This is a genomic window from Pseudomonas quasicaspiana (genome assembly GCF_021147825.1).
Taxonomy (GTDB): Bacteria; Pseudomonadota; Gammaproteobacteria; order Pseudomonadales; family Pseudomonadaceae; genus Aquipseudomonas; species Aquipseudomonas quasicaspiana.
The window spans coordinates 107,405-125,503 of record NZ_JAGTPI010000006.1 but is presented as its reverse complement, the minus strand read 5'-3'; the positions used below and the strand labels follow the sequence as shown (position 1 = coordinate 125,503).

The following is an 18,099-nucleotide window of genomic DNA, read 5'->3' as shown; positions in this document are numbered from 1 at the left end:
TATGTTTTTGCGCCATGTAGTCGTATTCAGCCTCATCGCCCTGCTCGCCGGTTGCGCAGGCCTAACTTCCCGGGAAGCCGTCGAAGGCAAGGGAGACCCGGCGCAGTGGCGTCAGCACAAAGAACAACTGACCGCCCTCGACGGCTGGCAGATCAACGGCAAGGTCGGCATTCGCGCGCCAAAGGATTCAGGAAGCGGCACGCTGTTCTGGCTGCAACGCCAGGACTACTACGACATTCGTTTGTCCGGTCCACTGGGACGCGGCGCCGCACGCTTGACCGGCCGTCCCGGCAGCGTTGCGCTGGAAGTTGCCAACCAGGGTCGCTACGAGGCCCCCACTCCAGAGACACTGCTTGAAGAACAGCTCGGCTGGAAGCTACCCGTTTCGCATCTGGTCTGGTGGGTGCGCGGCCTGCCAGCTCCGGACAGCAAGAGTCGCCTGACACTTGATGGTGACAGTCGTCTGGCAAACCTTGAACAGGATGGCTGGCAGGTTGAATACCTGAGTTATGTCGAACAGAACGGTTATTGGTTGCCCGAGCGCGTCAAGCTGCACGGCCAGGACCTTGATGTCACGCTGGTGATCAAGGACTGGCAGCCACGCAAACTGGGCCAATAAGCATGAGCGATGCACGCCTGACCCTGCCCGCCCCTGCCAAACTGAATCTGATGCTGCACATCCTCGGCCGTCGACCCGATGGCTATCACGAACTGCAAACCCTGTTTCAGTTCGTCGACTACGGTGATGACCTCAGCTTCGCCGTTCGCCAGGACGGTGAAATCCACCTGCAGACCGATGTTCCCGGTGTTCCCCATGACAGCAACCTGATCGTCAAAGCGGCCCGGGCACTGCAACAACAATCGGGTTGCACCCTCGGAATGGACATCTGGCTGGAAAAGCGCTTGCCCATGGGCGGCGGAATCGGCGGCGGCAGCTCCGATGCCGCTACGACATTGCTGGGGTTGAACCATCTGTGGAATCTTGGCTGGGACGAAAATCGTCTCGCCGCGCTGGGCCTGACTCTCGGGGCAGACGTTCCGGTTTTCGTACGCGGACATGCCGCATTTGCTGAGGGTGTAGGGGAAAAACTCACCCCTGTAGACCCGGAAGAACCGTGGTATCTGGTACTCGTGCCGCAAGTATCTGTAAGTACAGCAGAAATTTTTTCAGATCCACTGTTGACACGTAACACTCCTCCCATTAAAGTGCGCCCCGTTCCCAAGGGAAACAGTCGAAATGACTGCTTACCGGTTGTAGCAAGGCGTTATCCAGAGGTACGTAACGCTTTGAATTTGTTAGGTAAATTTACCGAAGCAAAATTAACCGGAACTGGAAGTTGTGTGTTTGGGGCCTTCCCAAACAAAGCTGAAGCTGATAAAGTCTCGGCCCTTCTTACAGAGACCTTTACGGGGTTTGTAGCAAAAGGAAGCAACGTTTCGATGTTGCATCGCAAGCTGCAAAGTCTGCTCTAAAAAGGAACCGGGTACTGGGTACTCGTTGCAACAAATACAGGGGCGTCGCCAAGCGGTAAGGCAGCAGGTTTTGATCCTGCCATGCGTTGGTTCGAATCCAGCCGCCCCTGCCATTTTCCTATACTCATCCAGGTTACCCTCAGCCTTCAGGTACTGCGCGTGTCCAAGATGATGGTCTTTACGGGGAACGCTAACCCCGATCTGGCTCGACGTGTCGTACGTCAGCTGCATATCCCACTAGGTGATGTTTCTGTCGGCAAGTTTTCCGACGGCGAAATTTCTACTGAGATTAATGAAAACGTCCGCGGTAAAGACGTATTTATCATTCAGCCGACTTGCGCTCCGACCAACGATAACCTGATGGAACTGGTTGTGATGGCTGATGCCTTCCGCCGCTCCTCAGCGTCCCGAATCACTGCTGTGATTCCTTACTTTGGTTATGCCCGTCAGGATCGCCGTCCGCGTTCCGCACGTGTGGCTATCAGCGCGAAAGTTGTTGCTGACATGCTTACCGTAGTCGGGATCGATCGTGTTCTCACGGTTGATCTGCATGCTGACCAAATCCAGGGTTTCTTCGATATTCCGGTAGATAACATCTACGGCTCCCCGGTTCTGGTGGATGACATTGAAGATCAACGCTTCGAAAACCTGATGATCGTTTCCCCGGATATCGGCGGCGTCGTGCGTGCACGTGCTGTTGCGAAGTCTCTGGGTGTTGATCTCGGGATCATCGACAAGCGCCGTGAGAAAGCCAATCACTCTGAAGTGATGCATATCATCGGTGATGTCGAAGGGCGTACCTGTATTCTGGTTGATGACATGGTCGATACCGCCGGCACACTGTGCCATGCGGCCAAGGCCCTGAAAGAGCATGGCGCTGCCAAGGTCTTTGCCTACTGCACACACCCTGTGCTGTCGGGTCGGGCGATCGAAAACATTGAAAATTCCGTGCTGGACGAACTGGTGGTGACTAACACCATCCCTTTGTCCGCTGCAGCACAAGCCTGTAGCCGTATCCGTCAACTGGATATCGCTCCGGTAGTCGCTGAGGCGGTCCGCCGCATCAGCAACGAAGAATCGATCAGCGCGATGTTCCGCTAAGGGGTTTCCCTGAGCTGACACCCTGTTGACGAAAAGCGCCCCGCCCTGACATTCGGTCAGGGCGGGGCTTTTTTGCCCATATCGTCCTGACGTCGGTCGCAAACGTCAGGTCGAATGTGGCTAATTTGGAGATACAAAATGAACGATTTTACTTTGAATGCTGAACTGCGTTCCGACCTGGGGAAAGGTGCGAGCCGCCGCCTGCGTCGTCTCGCAAGCCTGGTTCCAGCTGTAGTTTACGGTGGCGACAAAGCCCCTGAATCCATCAGCCTGCTGGCCAAAGAAGTTGCAAAACTGCTGGAAAACGAAGCTTCGTACAGCCACATCATCGCGCTGACCGTTGATGGCAAAAAGCAAAACGTGATCATCAAAGCTCTGCAACGTCACCCGGCCAAAGGCCACGTGATGCACGCTGACTTCGTACGCGTTGTAGCTGGCCAGAAACTGACCGCTATCGTGCCTGTGCACTTCATCGGTGAAGAAGTTCCAGTCAAGAAAGGCGGCGAAGTTTCGCACGTTACTTCCGAGCTGGAAGTAAGCTGCCTGCCGAAAGATCTGCCTGAGTTCATCGAAGTAGACGTGTCTGCTCTGGAAATCGGTTCGATCGTTCACTTGTCCGACGTTAAAGCACCTAAAGGTGTTGAGTTCGTTGCTCTGGCGCACGGTAACGACCTGGCTGTTGCCAACGTCCACGCCCCACGCATTGCACCGACCGAAGACGAAGCAGAAGAAGGTACTGCCGAGTAATTCATTACTTGGTCATACCGGAGTTGCTCGGGAAACCGCTGTAAAAGTAAGGCAAAACGGGCAGGATCGCGGAGTTTACATCATGGTAAATGAGCAGTTTTCTTCCAGTTTTGCCGCTGTCTGCAGCGGCTTCAACCACAACTCCATAAAAGGGCCCCTGTCGTGACTGCCATACAACTGATCGTTGGCCTGGGAAATCCAGGCGCTGAATACGAACAGACCCGGCACAACGCAGGGGCTCTTTTTGTTGAGCGTATCGCTGACGCGCAACGAGTCAATCTCGTCGCCGAGCGCAAATTTTTTGGCCTGACCGCACGCTTCACTCATCAGGGTCAGGATGTTCGTCTGCTGATTCCCACCACCTATATGAACCGCAGCGGTCAGTCCGTGGCGGCGCTCGCTGGTTTCTACCGGATTCCGGTTGATGCCATCCTGGTGGCGCATGACGAACTCGATCTACCACCGGGTGTTGCCAAGTTCAAACAGGGCGGCGGCCATGGCGGACATAACGGGTTGCGGGACATCATCGCGCAGCTCGGCAATCAGAATACATTTCACCGCTTGCGGCTTGGCATCGGCCACCCGGGCGACGCCAATAAGGTCTCCGGTTTTGTTCTGGGTCGAGCGCCACGCGCCGAACAGGAGAAACTGGACGCCAGCATCGACTTTGCCCTCGGCGTGCTGCCGGATATCTTCGCCGGTGAATGGAACCGGGCGATGAAAAACCTGCACAGCCAGAAGGCCTGACATCACTCGAGGGGAATCACCATGGGCTTCAATTGCGGCATCGTCGGCCTGCCCAACGTCGGCAAATCCACTCTGTTCAACGCCTTGACCAAGTCCGGTATTGCAGCGGAGAACTTCCCCTTCTGCACCATCGAACCGAACAGCGGCATCGTGGCCATGCCCGACCCACGCCTTGCGGCATTGGCGGCCATCGTCAACCCCAAGCGCATCCTGCCGACCACCATGGAATTCGTCGACATCGCGGGCCTGGTAGCCGGTGCGTCCAAAGGTGAAGGCCTGGGCAACAAGTTCCTCGCCAACATCCGCGAGACCGACGCCATCGCTCACGTGGTTCGCTGCTTCGAAGACGACAACGTGATTCACGTTTCCAACAGCGTCGACCCGAAGCGCGATATCGAAATCATCGACCTGGAACTGATCTTTGCCGACCTCGACAGCTGTGAAAAACAGCTGCAGAAAGTCACGCGCAACGCCAAGGGCGGCGACAAGGATGCAGTGGTTCAGAAAGGCCTGCTGGAGCAGTTGATCGCTCACTTCACCGAAGGCAAGCCAGCCCGCAGCCTGATGAAGAACATGAACGCTGACGAAAAAGCAGTGATTCGTGGCTTCCACCTGCTGACCACCAAGCCGGTCATGTACATCGCCAACGTTGCCGAAGACGGTTTCGAGAACAACCCGCTGCTGGACGTCGTTCGCGCCATCGCCGAAGAAGAAGGCGCAATGCTGGTGCCCGTCTGCAACAAGATCGAAGCGGAAATCGCCGAGCTTGATGATGGCGAAGAAAAGGATATGTTCCTCGAAGCCCTGGGCTTTGAAGAGCCAGGCCTGAACCGCGTGATCCGTGCAGGCTACGAAATGCTGCACCTGCAGACCTACTTCACAGCTGGCGTTGAAGAAGTCCGCGCCTGGACCGTACGCGTCGGTGCCACCGCACCACAAGCCGCTGGCGTGATTCACACAGACTTCGAAAAAGGCTTCATCCGCGCCGAGTGCATCGCCTACAACGACTTCATCCAGTACAAGGGTGAAGCCGGTGCCAAGGAAGCCGGCAAATGGCGTCTGGAAGGCAAGGACTACATTGTCAAAGACGGCGACGTGCTGCACTTCCGTTTCAACGTCTGATGGCTTGCGTGGCTCACCACGCGTTCAGCTAAAAAAAACGGGATGCTTTGCATCCCGTTTTTTTGCCTGTGAGTTTCCCGACCCTACTTTTGCAACCGCCCCAGAAGATCTCGATCATATGGAACGGATTCGCCAACCCGGCGATTGAAAAATACTGTATTGGACGGAATGCTTTTATTGACGAAAGAGCAGGCTCCCACAACCACGTTGTCACCCAGCTGGATGTCATCCGAAATAATGCAGGAATGCGCTTGAATCCTGACCCCGTCGCCAATAACCAAACGCACCTCTTCGGCGTTACCCTTGACACCAATGGTGCAGCCTTGCCAGATTCTGAAGTCTTTACCTATTACGGCATAGGAAGTGATCACAATGCCGCTGAGGTGGGCGATCCACAAACCCTCATCTATCTGAGCGCCAAGCATGATTTCCACGTTGTACTGACGGCTCAGCTTTTCATTCAGCAATTTTGCACGGCGTCGCCAGAACTTTGATCCCGAGGTATTGAAAACGTAAGCCAGGCGAAACCAGAACAGGTAACTCGACCTGTTACTCCGCCGACACTTCACATATAAACGCTTCCAGCTGAAGGGCTTATCGAGCCCGCCCAGTACCTCAATGTGCCAATAGCGCATCGCACTTTTAAGTAGCTCAATCATGCCGGGCGCGCCTCTGAACGCTTCCTTGTCAGCTGTGACCCCATGGAAAGCACCAACCCCACCGGCATCCAGAAAACCAGCCAGTAAACGCCTGGACGATTCATGACCGTGTGGTAGTTGAATAGAGCAGTCAGGACAGCAAACACAATAAGTGGGAATCCAACTGATCCGAGCGGGGAGCCCCAGCTATCTCTATTGAGAGACCGCGCGAGCACACAACCGATCATGATCAACAGCAGCAGTGCGCCGCCTACCCCGAACTCATAAAAGAACTGCAAATACAGATTGTGCGCCTGCGTCCAGCAATGCCCACTATCAACGCAGACATTAAATTTGTTGCCTGCACCTGCGCCCACCAACCAAAAATCGGGAAGCCGCTCTAGCCAGTCATGCCAAATCAAATCCCTGTAACTGAAACCGCGGTCGGTCTGCTCCAGCAACATCGGTGATAACCAGAGCAAAACAAGCACGCCAGCAACGGCTGCACCCGCCAACCATTTTCTCGAGCGCTCGTCATTGTGAAATGCAATCGATGCTCCAATGGCTGCCCCATACCCCAGCCATACACCCCGTGACAGGGTGCAGTACAGATAGAGCGATAACGCCAGCACACAAACGCCGTAGACAAGCGCCACAAAACGGCTATAGCGCTTGGTCAACAACTGGTGAACACCGTACACGCCGAAGAAACCATAATAAAGCGCAGCAATAATCGGGTTCTTGAAATCGGCGTAGTCTTTATAGCCTAATTTCTGAATGCGCTGACCATCGAGAAACATATTTGAATCTACGACAAAAAAAGTGTAGATCAAACTGACCAACGCAAAGATGCCCGCAATCAAAAACGCTGCATCCAGGCTTTTCTCCATCAAGTTCTTATCAACCAGAATCTTGATAGCGCAGACGTACAAAAGAATATAGAAACCTGTCTTGAGCTGATCCGAGGCCGATAAATCCGACGTCGGGTTAAGCAAAGCGACCAGCACGGTAAACCCCAATAAAACCAGGAGAGGTAAATAACGCTTACTGCACAAGGATTCACGCACTTCAGGGTCAAGAAAAAGCAGAATCAACGCCGGTAAAAACAGAGTCAGGTTTGAGATGGTCGTAAATCTACTGCCATCTGAGATATAAAGCATTCCACTGATGTGAACAGTAAATCCTGCCACCAAAAGATAAAGAAAAAATCTGGATACAGCCGCTACCATATAAACCTCTTCACACTGCTCATGCGCCTGCTCGCGCCCATCAGAGGGCGACCCATAATGGTGGTCTGGATAAAACCATTGGGTCTTTGGCATCTCAGTGCGCTAAAACCTGACGATGCCTGACTAATCAACCAAGGAGCTCGAATCAATAAGACGTCACTTGCCTCTACTTCTTTGGGCGCATAGGCGAATTTTTTTGCGAAGCCACCGCCCATTGTCGAGCACAGGTTGCGCGGGCTGGACGACAATCGCCGTTGATGCGTTGAAAGCTCGGGATCGATCATTGCCAGTGACAGTAGCCTTAAGCGATGAACGTCTCCGGTGAAATATTGAAATATGGACTTTGCAGGCATGCAGCAATACTCCATACGACGCTCAAGATTGGCTGCGCATTCTAGTCAGATGTGTCAACCCTGTGAAGGCGTGAATCTGATGGCCAGGCTTGAGAGCATCTTGATAATGATAATCTCTCTCATGTACAGTCACAGCCTTCCTTGTTACCTGCCTGTGCAAAGAGCGTCACGCTGTGGATGAGTCACCCCAAAAACTCGCTCTGTACCTGGCCCATCGTGCTGCGCTGGTAGATTACGCAGCCCCTATCGTCGGTTGTCGCTCCAGGGCTGAAGACGTCGTTCAGGAAGCCTGGCTGCGCTTTGACACTCGCAAGGGCGAATACCTCGACCTGAGCCATCCACTGGGTTACCTGTATCGCATCGTCCGCAACCTGGCCCTGGACCTGACCCGCAGCATGGCCACCGAAAAGCGCCAGCCGGACAGCCAGGCGATTCTCGATGAAATGCCCTCAAACACCGCTTCGCCTGAACGCGAAGCCGCCAGCCACGACGAATTACGGCTGATCAGCGACGCCCTTGGCGAGCTGCCGGAACGCACACGCACCGCGTTCGAAATGCACCGTCTGGGCGGCTATACCTTGCAGCAGGTCGCGAGCGCATTGGGTATCTCAATGGGGCTGGCCCATCAGTTGGTTCATGACGCCCTGAGCCACTGCGCCTACCGGCTGGAACAAGCCGATGCCTGAGCACGATAATCCAACGCCTTTTGCCCAAAGCAGCCCCTCTATGCGACCCTTGCATACTTTTGAAGCTGAGGGAGATCGGTCCGCGATGCCCGAAACAGGACCTCGACAGCCACATATGGACATAGCTCTGGACTGGCTGTTGCGCCTTCAGCAATCGCCCGAAAACGCCGCCCTGAAAGCTGAAGTCAGTGAATGGGAGCAGGCTGCCCCGGAAAACGCCCAAGCCATGCGCAAGGCCCAACGGCTATGGCGCCTGACAGGCCAACTGCCCGCGACCACCGACCAGAACTGGCCTCCAGTGGCACCACAAACATCGCCCGCCCCGTCACCTGTATCAGCGGCAGCGCCAGCGCGACCCTCCAGACGTAGACCCCGTCGCCACTATTTTGCCGTGGGCATTGCAGCCTGTTTGCTGGTAGCTGTAGCGCCACGGTTATGGCTGCAGATAGAAGCGGACTACCAAAGCCCGTCTGGAGCACGCAGCACCGTCAACCTGGCAGATGGCAGTCGAGTGATCCTCGACAGTAATAGCGCACTGGCCGTGGACTTCACAGGAGCCGAACGCCATGTACGGTTGCTGGCCGGGCAGGCTTATTTCGACGTTGCGCCTGACGCCAATAAACCCTTTCATGTGAAAGCCGGGGATGTAGACGTCAGAGTCACCGGCACTGCATTCAACGTCGATCTGGAAGACAAGCAGATCGACGTTGCGGTCAGCCATGGCTCGGTACGGGTCTCCGATAAAACCTCGGGCCAACCGCTTAGCCAGCCACTGACTGCAGGCCAGCGCCTGACCTATGACCGGGATCTGCATCAGGCAAACCTGCAATCCATGCCGGTCAACCAGATTTCGCCGTGGCGCAATGGACAATTGATTGCCAACAACGCCCGCCTGGGTGACGTCGTTGCACAGATGCGCCGCTATTTGCCGGGGCTGATCATGCTTGGCGATGACGATCTGGCAAACAAGCGCGTGACCGGTGTGTACGACATCGACCAGCCCGAAGCTGCACTCGCTGCCTTGGCAAAAGCCCATGGCGCAACCGTCAGCTACCGCACACCTTGGGTCAGAATCGTCTCCAGATAAAGACGTCCTTATTCCCCCGAAGCTAACACTGTATCTGTAGGAGCTGCCAAAGGCTGCGAAGCATTTATCCTGACACACCGCGATCGCAGCCTTCGCCAGCTTCTCTAGGTCTACCTTTCCCACCCCGCCCCCCTCCCCTTGAATTTATTTTTATTATTTTCTGAAAATTTCCAGAGCTGTCCCGTCCTTGGTCTCGAACGGTAACTGCAAGCAATTCGCATTCAAGTTTTTGAGCTTTTTTTGGCTCATCCGGGGACATGACATGGCTAAGGATTTTTCACACAACCCGCACCTGGGCGTTAACAGGCAGTGGGCTGGGTTGGCTGGGATTGGCGCGCTGACTTTATGCTGCGCCCTCACCACCCTGCCCGCTTTCGCCGTGTCACCCTCGGGGACCGAACAAGCCGCCATGCAGGCTCAGCACAACTTTGATATTCCGGCGCAGAGCCTGGCATCGGCCTTGATCAGTTTCGGTCAACAAAGCGGGCTGCAAGTGAGCGTTGATTCCGCCCTGCTGGAAAACCGCACGTCGCGCTCGGTCAGCGGTTCGCTGAGCAGCGCCAAGGCTCTGGACAATCTCCTGAAAGGCTCCGGCGTCGGCTGGACGTACAGCTACGGCAACCTGTTGCTGTACCGCGATGAGCCGCTTGCCGGAGAAGACACGGCGATGGAAATCGGCACCACCGTTGTACTCGGTAGCACCGAGGAAAAAAGTTACATGGGCGAAACCGTGATCGGCGAGAAGGCTATCAAGGCATTCCCCGGCGCCAATGGCGACATCACTACATTGCTGCGCATGCACCCGAGTGTGCAGTTCAGCAGCAATCAGCAGAGTTCAAATACTCCCGGAGAGCTTGAACCCGCTAATATCAGTATCAACGGGGCCAAGTACTACCAGAACAACTTCATGATCGATGGCATCTCGATCAATAACGATCTGGATCCTGGAGCTCAGAGCTATGGCCTCAATCGTCAGTTTGATGCCACGCCAAGCAACTCTCACGGGATAGCCCTGGATGCCGACCTGCTGCAGGAAGTAAAGGTCTACGACAGCAACGTGCCAGCTGAATATGGGGGATTCAATGGTGGTGTGATCGACGCAATCACACGTCGCCCCTCCCAGGAGCTACACGGGAAGATCTCAGCATCCATGACCCGTTCGGAGTGGACGAAGTACCACCTCAACGAGGGTGATGAAGTCGAGTTTGCCAACGCCTCCAACGAACAATATCAACCCGACTTTGAAAAACTGACAGTACGCGGCACCCTTGAAGGACATATCACGGATGACTTCGGAGCAATCGTCAACTTCTCGCAGAAACGCTCAACCATTAACCTCAATGCCTACGACAACGGGTACCAAAGTAAAACCAGTGAAAATAATCGCGATCAAACCCGGCGTATTGACAATTACCTGATCAAAACCTATTGGAACGTCAATGAGCGACTTACGCTAGATAGCTCATTTACCTATGCGCCCCAAGAAAACACTTTCTTCACCGCCAATCGCAAAAACTCTGAGTTCACCAACATAAACGGTGGTTACCAGACTTCATTCAAGGCGATCTGGTCAGGAGATAAAGCGACCTGGACTCATAAACTAGCCCTGACGGACCTGACATCTTCGCGCGATGCTGACACCAACAATATGGTTTGGTGGTACTACTCCGCAGACAAGAACTGGGGCAATCCCACCGGCAATACTGCTCGCAGCGTCGAAGGTAATGTCGGCTCACTGGAACAGCGCCAGCGTGGCATCACTTACACGTTGAAATCCGATTGGGTGCCTTTGCAGTTCGCTGGCCTGGAGCACAACCTGACCAGCGGCATAGAGCTGGCTCACACAGTCGCCGAATGGGAGCGTGATGATGAAGTGACTGCCGTCACCGGCTTCACTCGTGATAACGGCACCACCTGCGCTGCGGGCGATGATCTGTGCTCAGTGAGCCGATTGCTTAACAACAACACCCGTCAATTCGGCAGCTTAAAAACGGTGTATGGCGCCGGTAGCATCAGCATTACCGAAAACAAATATGCCTTCTATCTGCAAGACAACCTGCAACTGGGCAAGCTCGGCTTGCGTCCAGGCCTTCGCTTCGAAGGCGACGATTACATGGAAAAGAAAACCATCGCGCCGCGTTTTGCCGGCGACTATGACTTCTTTGGGGATCGCAGCACCGTCGCAGTGTTTGGTGCCAACCGTTACTACGGGCGTAATATCTACAAATACCGACTGGCAGATGGCCGACAGCAGCTCAATAAAACCTATCGACGGACGTCCTCTGGCGGCAACTGGACGGTGTCGTCCCAGCAACTCAACACCACGCGTTTCTCGGGCCTGGACATTCCGTACGATGACGAGTTGATGGCGGGTATCGAACAACGCTGGTTCGATACCGAGTTCAAACTCAAATACGTACACCGCGAGGGGCGTGACAAAATCATTCGCCCCTCAGCAAGAATTCAGGGCCTGCCAGCCGAAAGTGGCTATGCGACAACTTACTACAGCTATACCAACGACGGTCAAAGCGAAAGTGACAACGTCAGTCTGACCATTACGCCCCTAAAAGATCTGGAATGGCAGGGAACCAAAACCAGCCTGCAATGGGCACTCGACTGGTCAAAAATCAAGTCTGCCGACGCCAATTACGATGAAGGCCTCACTATCAATCAGTTCGAGAATCTGGACGTAATCTACGACGGCAAGATAATGAAATATGACGAACTACCCGCCAGTGACTACAACCGCCCATGGACGGCACGCATGACCGCCATCACCGAAATTCCACAATGGAACCTTACCATCAGCAATTTCATACGCTATCGAGGCCCCTACGATCAGATAGTTGAAACGAACGATGAGGTATTCGTGGGCGGGACCGCTTTACCTGTTTTCGAAGCCGTCCGTGTCAGCGCTGCACCTACTTGGGATATGCGTCTGGACTGGGAGATACCAACGGGCAAGGACGAGGCATTGTTTGTAGGAGTAGATGTGACCAACGTTACGGACAAGGTCAACAGCATCGCAGGAAGGACCAATACATCTGCAACAACCTACGAAACAGGCCGCCAGTATTGGCTCGAAGTCGGCTACCGCTTCTAACCCCTGATCGCCCCGTCTAACACTCGCTGAGAACGCTGATGAAATTATTCATTGTGGGCCTGTTCGCTCCACTATTCCTGTGCGCCTGCGCCTCGATTACCCCCGACCAACAGACCATGCCCTGGGACGCAGCCGTGGTGCGCGGCACGCTGGATAACGGCCTGGAATATCGACTGGTGCGTGACACCCGACAGAAGTCGCGACTCGATATTCGTCTGACGGTCAAAGCCGGTTCGGTGGATGAAGAAGAAGATCAGATCGGCGTCGCCCACATGCTTGAACACTTGGTGTTCTACAGCCACGGCGGCCAGCCGCTGGATGCCCGCAGCCGGATGATTGCCGAAGGCTGGGTTCAAGGCCGTAACTTCAACGCCATGACCGCCTATGACCGCACTCAATACCTGATGAGCCCGCCACGTGGCGCGGCTGAAGCCGATATTGCGCTGCAAAACCTGTCGACCATGCTCTTTGCCGGTGACTTCAGCGCGGATGATCTGGACCACGAACGAAACGTCGTCATCGAAGAGTGGCGCGGCGGCCTTGGCGTGGCGCAACGCATGAATCAGCAGCGTACGGCATCCCAGCGCGTTGGCTCCCGTTATCCGGAACACCGCACCATCGGCAACGAAGGCGCGATTCGCAGCGCCCGCCTTGAGGCATTGCGCGCCTATCAAGAGCGTTGGTATCAGCCAGACAATATGATCCTGTCGGTGGTCGGCGATATTGAGCCGGAACAGTTGATCAAGCACATCGAACGCTGGTTCGGACCACAGCCTGGCAAGCCTGTGCCAGAGCGCCACGCCCATGATCTGCCGCTGGACAACACACTGAAGATCTTTCAATTACAGGACAGCCAGAGTGGTACCAATCAGGTCGCGTTGTTGTTGCGCATGCACGAACCCCTCAGTCGTCCGGCAACCATGGCCGCGCTACGTGAGCGGATGATCGACCGCTTCACGCTTGATGCACTGTTCACCCAACTCAAGCGTCAACCACTGATGCCAGGTGTGCGCAGCCTCACCGCGCAAAAGACCCAGATCGGTGACTACTCCAGCGTGCTCGGGATTGCCGCCGCGGTGGATGGCAATGGACATCAAGCTGCCTTGCGTCAGTTGCTCGAAGAGCTGCAACGCCTGCAACAATACGGCGTGTACCAGGCCGATCTGGACGAGGAGAAAAGCCAGTTGCGCGGTCTGATCGAACGCACGCTGGCCAAGCCTGAATCGCGTACCTTCGAGCAATGGGTCAACGCCCTCAACGATGCCGCCGTGATCGGCAAAGTGCCGCAAAACGCCCATGCCGTCGCCAAGGCCAACCTGCACTGGATTGATGACATCACGCTTGAGGACATCAACCAGCGCCTGAACCGCTGGCTCTCAAGCCCCGATCAGGTTCTGCAACTCAGTGCTCCACGTCTCACGCCACTGACCTTGCCGAGCGTTGCCGAGGTTGAGCAACTGCGCGAAGGCATCCGTCATATGTCGCTGACGCCACCGCAGCCGCGCCCGCTTCCAAAGGCGAACAAAACGGCTGAGATACGAGAAGCGCCAGCAGCCGAGAGCAGCGGCGAGATACTCGCCCGCCGTGAGTTCGCCAAAGAAAAAGTCACGCACTGGCAGTTGAGCAACGGCGACCGGTTGGTCTGGCTGAGGCGTAACGGCGAGGCGGGTCGCTTTATACTGGAAACCGAATCCAGTGCAGGCTTCATGGCCAAAGGCATGCTGCCGTGGCGGGTGCAAATGGCCGCGCAACTGGCTGGCGAAGGTGGCCCAGAGGGCTGGTCGGCAGACGATACCAGCGCATGGCGCAAAGCACTCAAGGTTAATGTTTCGCTGGATCAGCAAGCCGAGCGGTTGCGCCTGAGCCTGTCGGCAATCGCGAAGCCAATCGAACAGACTTCGACACAGCGGCTGGAAAACCTGCTGCAAGCCTATAGGATGACTCAGGATTCGGTGCGCATTGATCGCGACGCATTGGATAAGGCGCGGGAAGACCTGCTCAGCCGTCTCGCTCGTCCCGGTGACGATATAAGTACGCGCAAAGAAGCCGCGTCACGGGCCTTGCTGTACGGCAAGGATAACTGGCAGCCTCCGGTCAGTGCCGATCTGGAGGCGCTGACCGCAGAGCAACTGGACGCTGACTGGCAGCAACTCGCACGCTCTCCCGTGACCTACTACCTGATGGCCGATGTGCCCGACGCCGAACTGGAACCCTTGGTACGCCGCGAACTGGCAGGCATCCCGCGAGGTACCGCGCTGGTGGCGCAATCTACCGGGCAAGCACCCGGTAAACGCCGAACCGATCTGGCAATCGCCATTGAGCCACGCGCTACGTTGCAGGCGCAAAGCTTCACCGAGCAACCCTGGACTCCCGCTCAGGCCGCACGCGTTGCGGCACTTCGGGAGATGGCGCGCAGCCATTTGAAGGACGCGCTACGCCGCGACGCAGCCGGGATCTATCAACTGACCTTCGACAGCCAGTTGAACCCGGCCAGCCAGCGTATCGAGAGCAAGCTGGTGTTCAGTACCGACCCGGCCCGGGTCGAAGAACTGTGGCAACTGGCACGCAAAACCCTCGCTGCCCTGCCCGCCAGCGTGACCGAAGCCAACATCGTCAGCCTGCGTGTCACGCTGCGTAAACAGGAGGCCGAGCGCCGCAAGGATCCAGCAACCCAGTTGCAACGCTTGATTCTGAGCGAGCGCCAGTGGGGTGATCCACGTTACCTGAGCGAGCAACACCAGCTAGTGGAAGCCATTCAGATTGCGCCGATGAAAACACTGGCCGGGCGATTGGTAAATTCTGAAAACCTGACCCAACTGCGCCTGCTACCCGCCGAGCCAGCACAATGAAGACCCTGCGGACCTTTCTGGCCCTGGCCAGCCCATACTGGCGTGATCGCAAGCAGTGGCTGGAGTGGGTAATGCTACTCAGCGTGATCGCCATGGGCCTGATGCTGGTGCAGATCAACGTGCTGATTAACACCTGGAGCAAGACCTTCTACGACACGCTCGCCGAGTTCGATACCCAGGGTGTCATCGCCCTGATGGGCGAATACGCGCTGTACATCGGCGCCTATGTTTTGGTGTACGTGTATCTGGACTGGCTGCGTAAAGCGCTGGAGCTGCGCTGGCGGCGGGCCCTTACCGCCAGCGTCATCGAACGCTGGTTCAGTGGTCAGGCGTTCTATCGCATGAGCCTCGGCAATGAGCCGGACAACCCTGACCAACGTATCGCTGAAGATGTGGATCTGATGGTCAAGCGCAGCATCGAGCTGCTGGTCTCGTTCATCGCCAACCTGGCTCAGGTTGGAGCATTTCTGACGATTCTGTGGAATCTGTCGGGCACGCAGACCTTCGACATTGCGGGCCATAGCTTCACGATCGAAGGCTATCTGGTGTGGATCGTGGTGGTCTACAGCGTTGCGGGCACCCTCATCACTCACCTGATTGGTCGTCCGCTGCAAAGCCTTAACTACGAGCGGCAACGACATGAAGCCAACTTTCGCGCCGACCTGCTGCGCAAGCGCGACAACGCCGAGCAAATAGCGCTGTATCGCGGCGAAGCAGTCGAATCCCGCAAACTCTCAGGCCTCTTCGAAGCCATTGGCGACAACTGGCATCAACTGATGGACAAGCAGCGTAACCTGTCGCTGTTTACCGTTAGCTACAACCGCGTCAGCCTGATTATCCCGGTGTTCGCTGCACTGCCTTTGTTCCTGGCAAAAACCATTACCCTTGGCGGGCTGATGCAGATCCGCAATGCGTTCAACTCGGTACATGGTTCATTAAGCTGGTTCATCAACGTGTACCAGCGACTGATTGAATGGAGCGCGACGGTTGAGCGGTTGGGGCAGTTTGTCGAGGCGATTGAAGCCAGTCGCACCTCGGAGCACGATGCACCTGTGGGTAAAACCCTGTCGCTACAAAACCTGCATGTACTGCTGCCCAATGGCGACGCACTGCTGGGGCCACTGGATACCCAAGTCAACAGCGGCGAATGGCTACGGATTGATGCCGCCAGCGGGCTGGGCAAATCTACTTTGCTGCGTACGTTGCATGGCCTGTGGCCGTTTTATACAGGCCGCTGGCAATTGCCTGACGGGAGCAGTTTGCTGTTGCCACAAAGGCCCTATCTGGCCAGCGTCACACTGCGCGAGCTGTTGGCGTACCCGGCACTGGAAATGCCCCACGATCATCGCCTGGACGGGGTGCTCAAGCAGGTCGGACTGGCTCGGCTTGGCCAGCAGCTCGATGAACAGCGGGAATGGAGCCGGGAGTTATCCGGCGGCGAACAACAACGCCTGGGCATCGCCCGCGCCCTGCTGTACCGCCCGCAAACCTTGTATCTGGATGAAGCCACCAGCCAGCTCGACAGCCAGAGCGCCGTTGCCCTGCTGACCCTGCTCAAGCGGGAGTTGCCTGAAAGCACCGTGATCGGAATCAGCCACCAGCAGGAAGTGGCCAAGCTGTTTGATCGCAAACTGGAGCTGAACAGAGTGGAAGCGGTTTTGGCGTGAGGTTAGGCTGATCGCCGGCCAACCATAGAATCCCCCAAGGCGACCGCGTTCCCCTGTTGGAGCGAGGCTTGCCCGCGAATCAGTCGATGAGGTGAGTCAGGTACGCCGCGTCGCCTTCTTCGCGGGCAAGCCTCGCTCCAACAGGATTTGTGCCATCCAGTGGGACAGGCCGAGCGGCACTACGTTTTAGCCAGGAGGACGTAGGGACATTCGCTAGATCTCCGTCTGCAAAAATACCACCCTCCCGGCTAATGCCATTCCCACGTCGCGCATCTACTTGTGGAAGCGACTTCAATCACTTCCCGTTAAACGCCGTCATGTCCTGCTGCAACAGTCCCAGCAATCGGCTCGAACCAACGCTCAACTGCCTGCCCAACCGGCTGATGATGTGCACCTGTGATTCGCTGAACACTTGGGATTCCAATGGCAATGCTATGAGCTTGCCGCTCGCCAGTTCGTCCACCACCACGAACGTCGGCAACAGGGTTACACCGCCGCTCATGGCAAAGCGTTTGAGCATGGCGAAGGTGTTGCAGGTCAGGGTTGGCATCAGGGAAACGCCGCACTGCTGTTCGGCCTGAGTCAGGATCTGACGGATGCCGTAGGAAACCCCGAGTAGACCCAATCGGTAGCTGTCCAGATCTTTCAAGGGGATCGGCCCGTCATACTGCGCCAAAGGATGGTCGGGGCTGACCATCACGCAGACCGGCTGTTTCTGGTGGGCGTGGGAGCGAATCTTCGGGTCTGCGGGTGGGTTGAACACCAGGCCGATGTGCGCCTCGTCTTCTACTACCTGACGGATTACTTCATTGGTGCCACACACGTTCACTTGCAGTTCGACCTTGGGGTACAGCGTCGAGAATTTTGTCAGCGGCTCGGTCAGGCCATCGATAAACCCTTCACCAATCGCCAACACCACCGAACCACTCTGCAAACCGCGTAACGCTTGCAGCGATTCCAGCAAAACCTCCTGCTGGGAAAGTCGCTGCCGGTAGTAAGCCAGCACTCGATCCCCCGCCTCGGTCGGCTTCACGCCACGGCGATGACGCTCCAGCAACGGTGCGCCCAGCTCATGCTCCAACTGGGCGATCTGCCGACTGACTGCAGACGGCGCAACGTCGAGAAAATCCGCCGCTGCACGAACACTGCCCAGTCGCACGGCCTCGAAGAAATAAAGAATGCGTCGATCCTGAACCAGACTCATGGGTCACCTGCGTTGCTTTCAACGCAACAAAAATGAATTTGGTGATTATTGCTGTGTGTGCAGAGCGGTGTCCATACTCGGTTCATCTGCCGA

General features: G+C 56.1%; 14 protein-coding genes and 1 tRNA gene. 12 read left to right on the top strand and 3 right to left on the bottom strand.

Features of this window, described 5'->3' with window-relative positions; all coding sequences use genetic code 11:
* The first annotated feature begins 1 nt into the window (after window position 1).
* From lolB to ychF, 7 genes are all read left to right on the top strand, one after another.
* A complete protein-coding gene (gene lolB / locus KDX30_RS06510; protein ID WP_027902869.1) occupies window positions 2–619 on the top strand; it encodes a lipoprotein insertase outer membrane protein LolB in 618 nt (205 codons plus the stop codon).
* Window positions 620–621: 2 nt separating this feature from the next.
* Window positions 622–1,473 carry a 4-(cytidine 5'-diphospho)-2-C-methyl-D-erythritol kinase gene (gene ispE / locus KDX30_RS06505; RefSeq protein WP_231675311.1) on the top strand — a complete coding sequence of 284 codons (852 nt, stop codon included), beginning with the start codon at window positions 622–624 and terminating at the stop codon, window positions 1,471–1,473.
* A 38-nt stretch (window positions 1,474–1,511) separates the two neighbouring features.
* Window positions 1,512–1,586, top strand: a tRNA-Gln gene (locus KDX30_RS06500).
* Between the two features lie 46 nt (window positions 1,587–1,632).
* Window positions 1,633–2,574 carry a ribose-phosphate pyrophosphokinase gene (locus tag KDX30_RS06495; protein WP_002552145.1) on the top strand — a complete coding sequence of 314 codons (942 nt, stop codon included), beginning with the start codon at window positions 1,633–1,635 and terminating at the stop codon, window positions 2,572–2,574.
* A 138-nt stretch (window positions 2,575–2,712) separates the two neighbouring features.
* Window positions 2,713–3,321: a 50S ribosomal protein L25/general stress protein Ctc gene (locus KDX30_RS06490; protein ID WP_027902867.1), complete on the top strand. Its 609-nt coding sequence runs from the start codon at window positions 2,713–2,715 to the stop codon at window positions 3,319–3,321.
* Between the two features lie 162 nt (window positions 3,322–3,483).
* Window positions 3,484–4,068 carry an aminoacyl-tRNA hydrolase gene (gene pth / locus KDX30_RS06485; protein WP_027902866.1) on the top strand — a complete coding sequence of 195 codons (585 nt, stop codon included), beginning with the start codon at window positions 3,484–3,486 and terminating at the stop codon, window positions 4,066–4,068.
* Between the two features lie 21 nt (window positions 4,069–4,089).
* On the top strand, window positions 4,090–5,190 hold the full coding sequence (gene ychF, locus KDX30_RS06480) for a redox-regulated ATPase YchF (protein WP_099270509.1): 1,101 nt from the start codon (window positions 4,090–4,092) through the stop codon (window positions 5,188–5,190).
* Window positions 5,191–5,273: 83 nt separating this feature from the next.
* On the opposite strand, the gene KDX30_RS06475 is transcribed toward ychF, so the two are convergent.
* Together KDX30_RS06475 and KDX30_RS06470 are read right to left on the bottom strand one after the other, a co-directional pair.
* Window positions 5,274–5,849: a serine acetyltransferase gene (locus KDX30_RS06475; RefSeq protein ID WP_231675310.1), complete on the bottom strand. Its 576-nt coding sequence runs from the start codon at window positions 5,847–5,849 to the stop codon at window positions 5,274–5,276.
* A complete protein-coding gene (locus tag KDX30_RS06470; RefSeq protein WP_231675309.1) occupies window positions 5,846–7,150 on the bottom strand; it encodes an O-antigen ligase family protein in 1,305 nt (434 codons plus the stop codon). Before KDX30_RS06470 ends, KDX30_RS06475 begins: the two co-directional genes overlap by 4 nt.
* Before the next feature lie 433 nt (window positions 7,151–7,583).
* Here KDX30_RS06470 and KDX30_RS06465 point away from each other — a divergent pair, with 433 nt between their 5' ends.
* From KDX30_RS06465 to KDX30_RS06445, 5 genes are all read left to right on the top strand, one after another.
* Entirely contained in the window at window positions 7,584–8,096 is a 513-nt protein-coding gene (locus KDX30_RS06465; protein WP_122808014.1) for a sigma-70 family RNA polymerase sigma factor, read from the top strand.
* A gap of 115 nt (window positions 8,097–8,211) precedes the next feature.
* Window positions 8,212–9,183: a FecR family protein gene (locus KDX30_RS06460; RefSeq protein WP_231675308.1), complete on the top strand. Its 972-nt coding sequence runs from the start codon at window positions 8,212–8,214 to the stop codon at window positions 9,181–9,183.
* 262 nt (window positions 9,184–9,445) lie between these two features.
* Entirely contained in the window at window positions 9,446–12,286 is a 2,841-nt protein-coding gene (locus tag KDX30_RS06455; RefSeq protein WP_231675307.1) for a TonB-dependent receptor plug domain-containing protein, read from the top strand.
* A gap of 38 nt (window positions 12,287–12,324) precedes the next feature.
* On the top strand, window positions 12,325–15,135 hold the full coding sequence (locus KDX30_RS06450) for a M16 family metallopeptidase (RefSeq protein WP_231675306.1): 2,811 nt from the start codon (window positions 12,325–12,327) through the stop codon (window positions 15,133–15,135).
* Window positions 15,132–16,802: an ABC transporter ATP-binding protein/permease gene (locus tag KDX30_RS06445; RefSeq protein WP_231675305.1), complete on the top strand. Its 1,671-nt coding sequence runs from the start codon at window positions 15,132–15,134 to the stop codon at window positions 16,800–16,802. Before KDX30_RS06450 ends, KDX30_RS06445 begins: the two co-directional genes overlap by 4 nt.
* A 295-nt stretch (window positions 16,803–17,097) precedes the next feature.
* On the opposite strand, the gene KDX30_RS06440 is transcribed toward KDX30_RS06445, so the two are convergent.
* Window positions 17,098–18,006 (bottom strand): LysR family transcriptional regulator, encoded by a 909-nt coding sequence (locus tag KDX30_RS06440; protein WP_122705616.1) that lies wholly within the window; start codon window positions 18,004–18,006, stop codon window positions 17,098–17,100.
* Between the last annotated feature and the right edge of the window lie 93 nt (window positions 18,007–18,099).

Bases quoted from the DNA above. Each gene is read 5' to 3' on its own strand.
- KDX30_RS06450 (WP_231675306.1), top strand. From the start codon at position 12,325: ATGAAATTATTCATTGTGGGCCTGTTCGCTCCACTATTCCTGTGCGCC.
- KDX30_RS06445 (WP_231675305.1), top strand. From the start codon at position 15,132: ATGAAGACCCTGCGGACCTTTCTGGCCCTGGCCAGCCCATACTGGCGT.
- lolB (WP_027902869.1), top strand. From the start codon at position 2: ATGTTTTTGCGCCATGTAGTCGTATTCAGCCTCATCGCCCTGCTCGCC.
- KDX30_RS06475 (WP_231675310.1), bottom strand. From the start codon at position 5,849: ATGATTGAGCTACTTAAAAGTGCGATGCGCTATTGGCACATTGAGGTA.
- ispE (WP_231675311.1), top strand. From the start codon at position 622: ATGAGCGATGCACGCCTGACCCTGCCCGCCCCTGCCAAACTGAATCTG.
- ychF (WP_099270509.1), top strand. From the start codon at position 4,090: ATGGGCTTCAATTGCGGCATCGTCGGCCTGCCCAACGTCGGCAAATCC.
- KDX30_RS06460 (WP_231675308.1), top strand. From the start codon at position 8,212: ATGGACATAGCTCTGGACTGGCTGTTGCGCCTTCAGCAATCGCCCGAA.
- KDX30_RS06470 (WP_231675309.1), bottom strand. From the start codon at position 7,150: ATGCCAAAGACCCAATGGTTTTATCCAGACCACCATTATGGGTCGCCC.
- KDX30_RS06490 (WP_027902867.1), top strand. From the start codon at position 2,713: ATGAACGATTTTACTTTGAATGCTGAACTGCGTTCCGACCTGGGGAAA.
- KDX30_RS06440 (WP_122705616.1), bottom strand. From the start codon at position 18,006: ATGAGTCTGGTTCAGGATCGACGCATTCTTTATTTCTTCGAGGCCGTG.
- KDX30_RS06455 (WP_231675307.1), top strand. From the start codon at position 9,446: ATGGCTAAGGATTTTTCACACAACCCGCACCTGGGCGTTAACAGGCAG.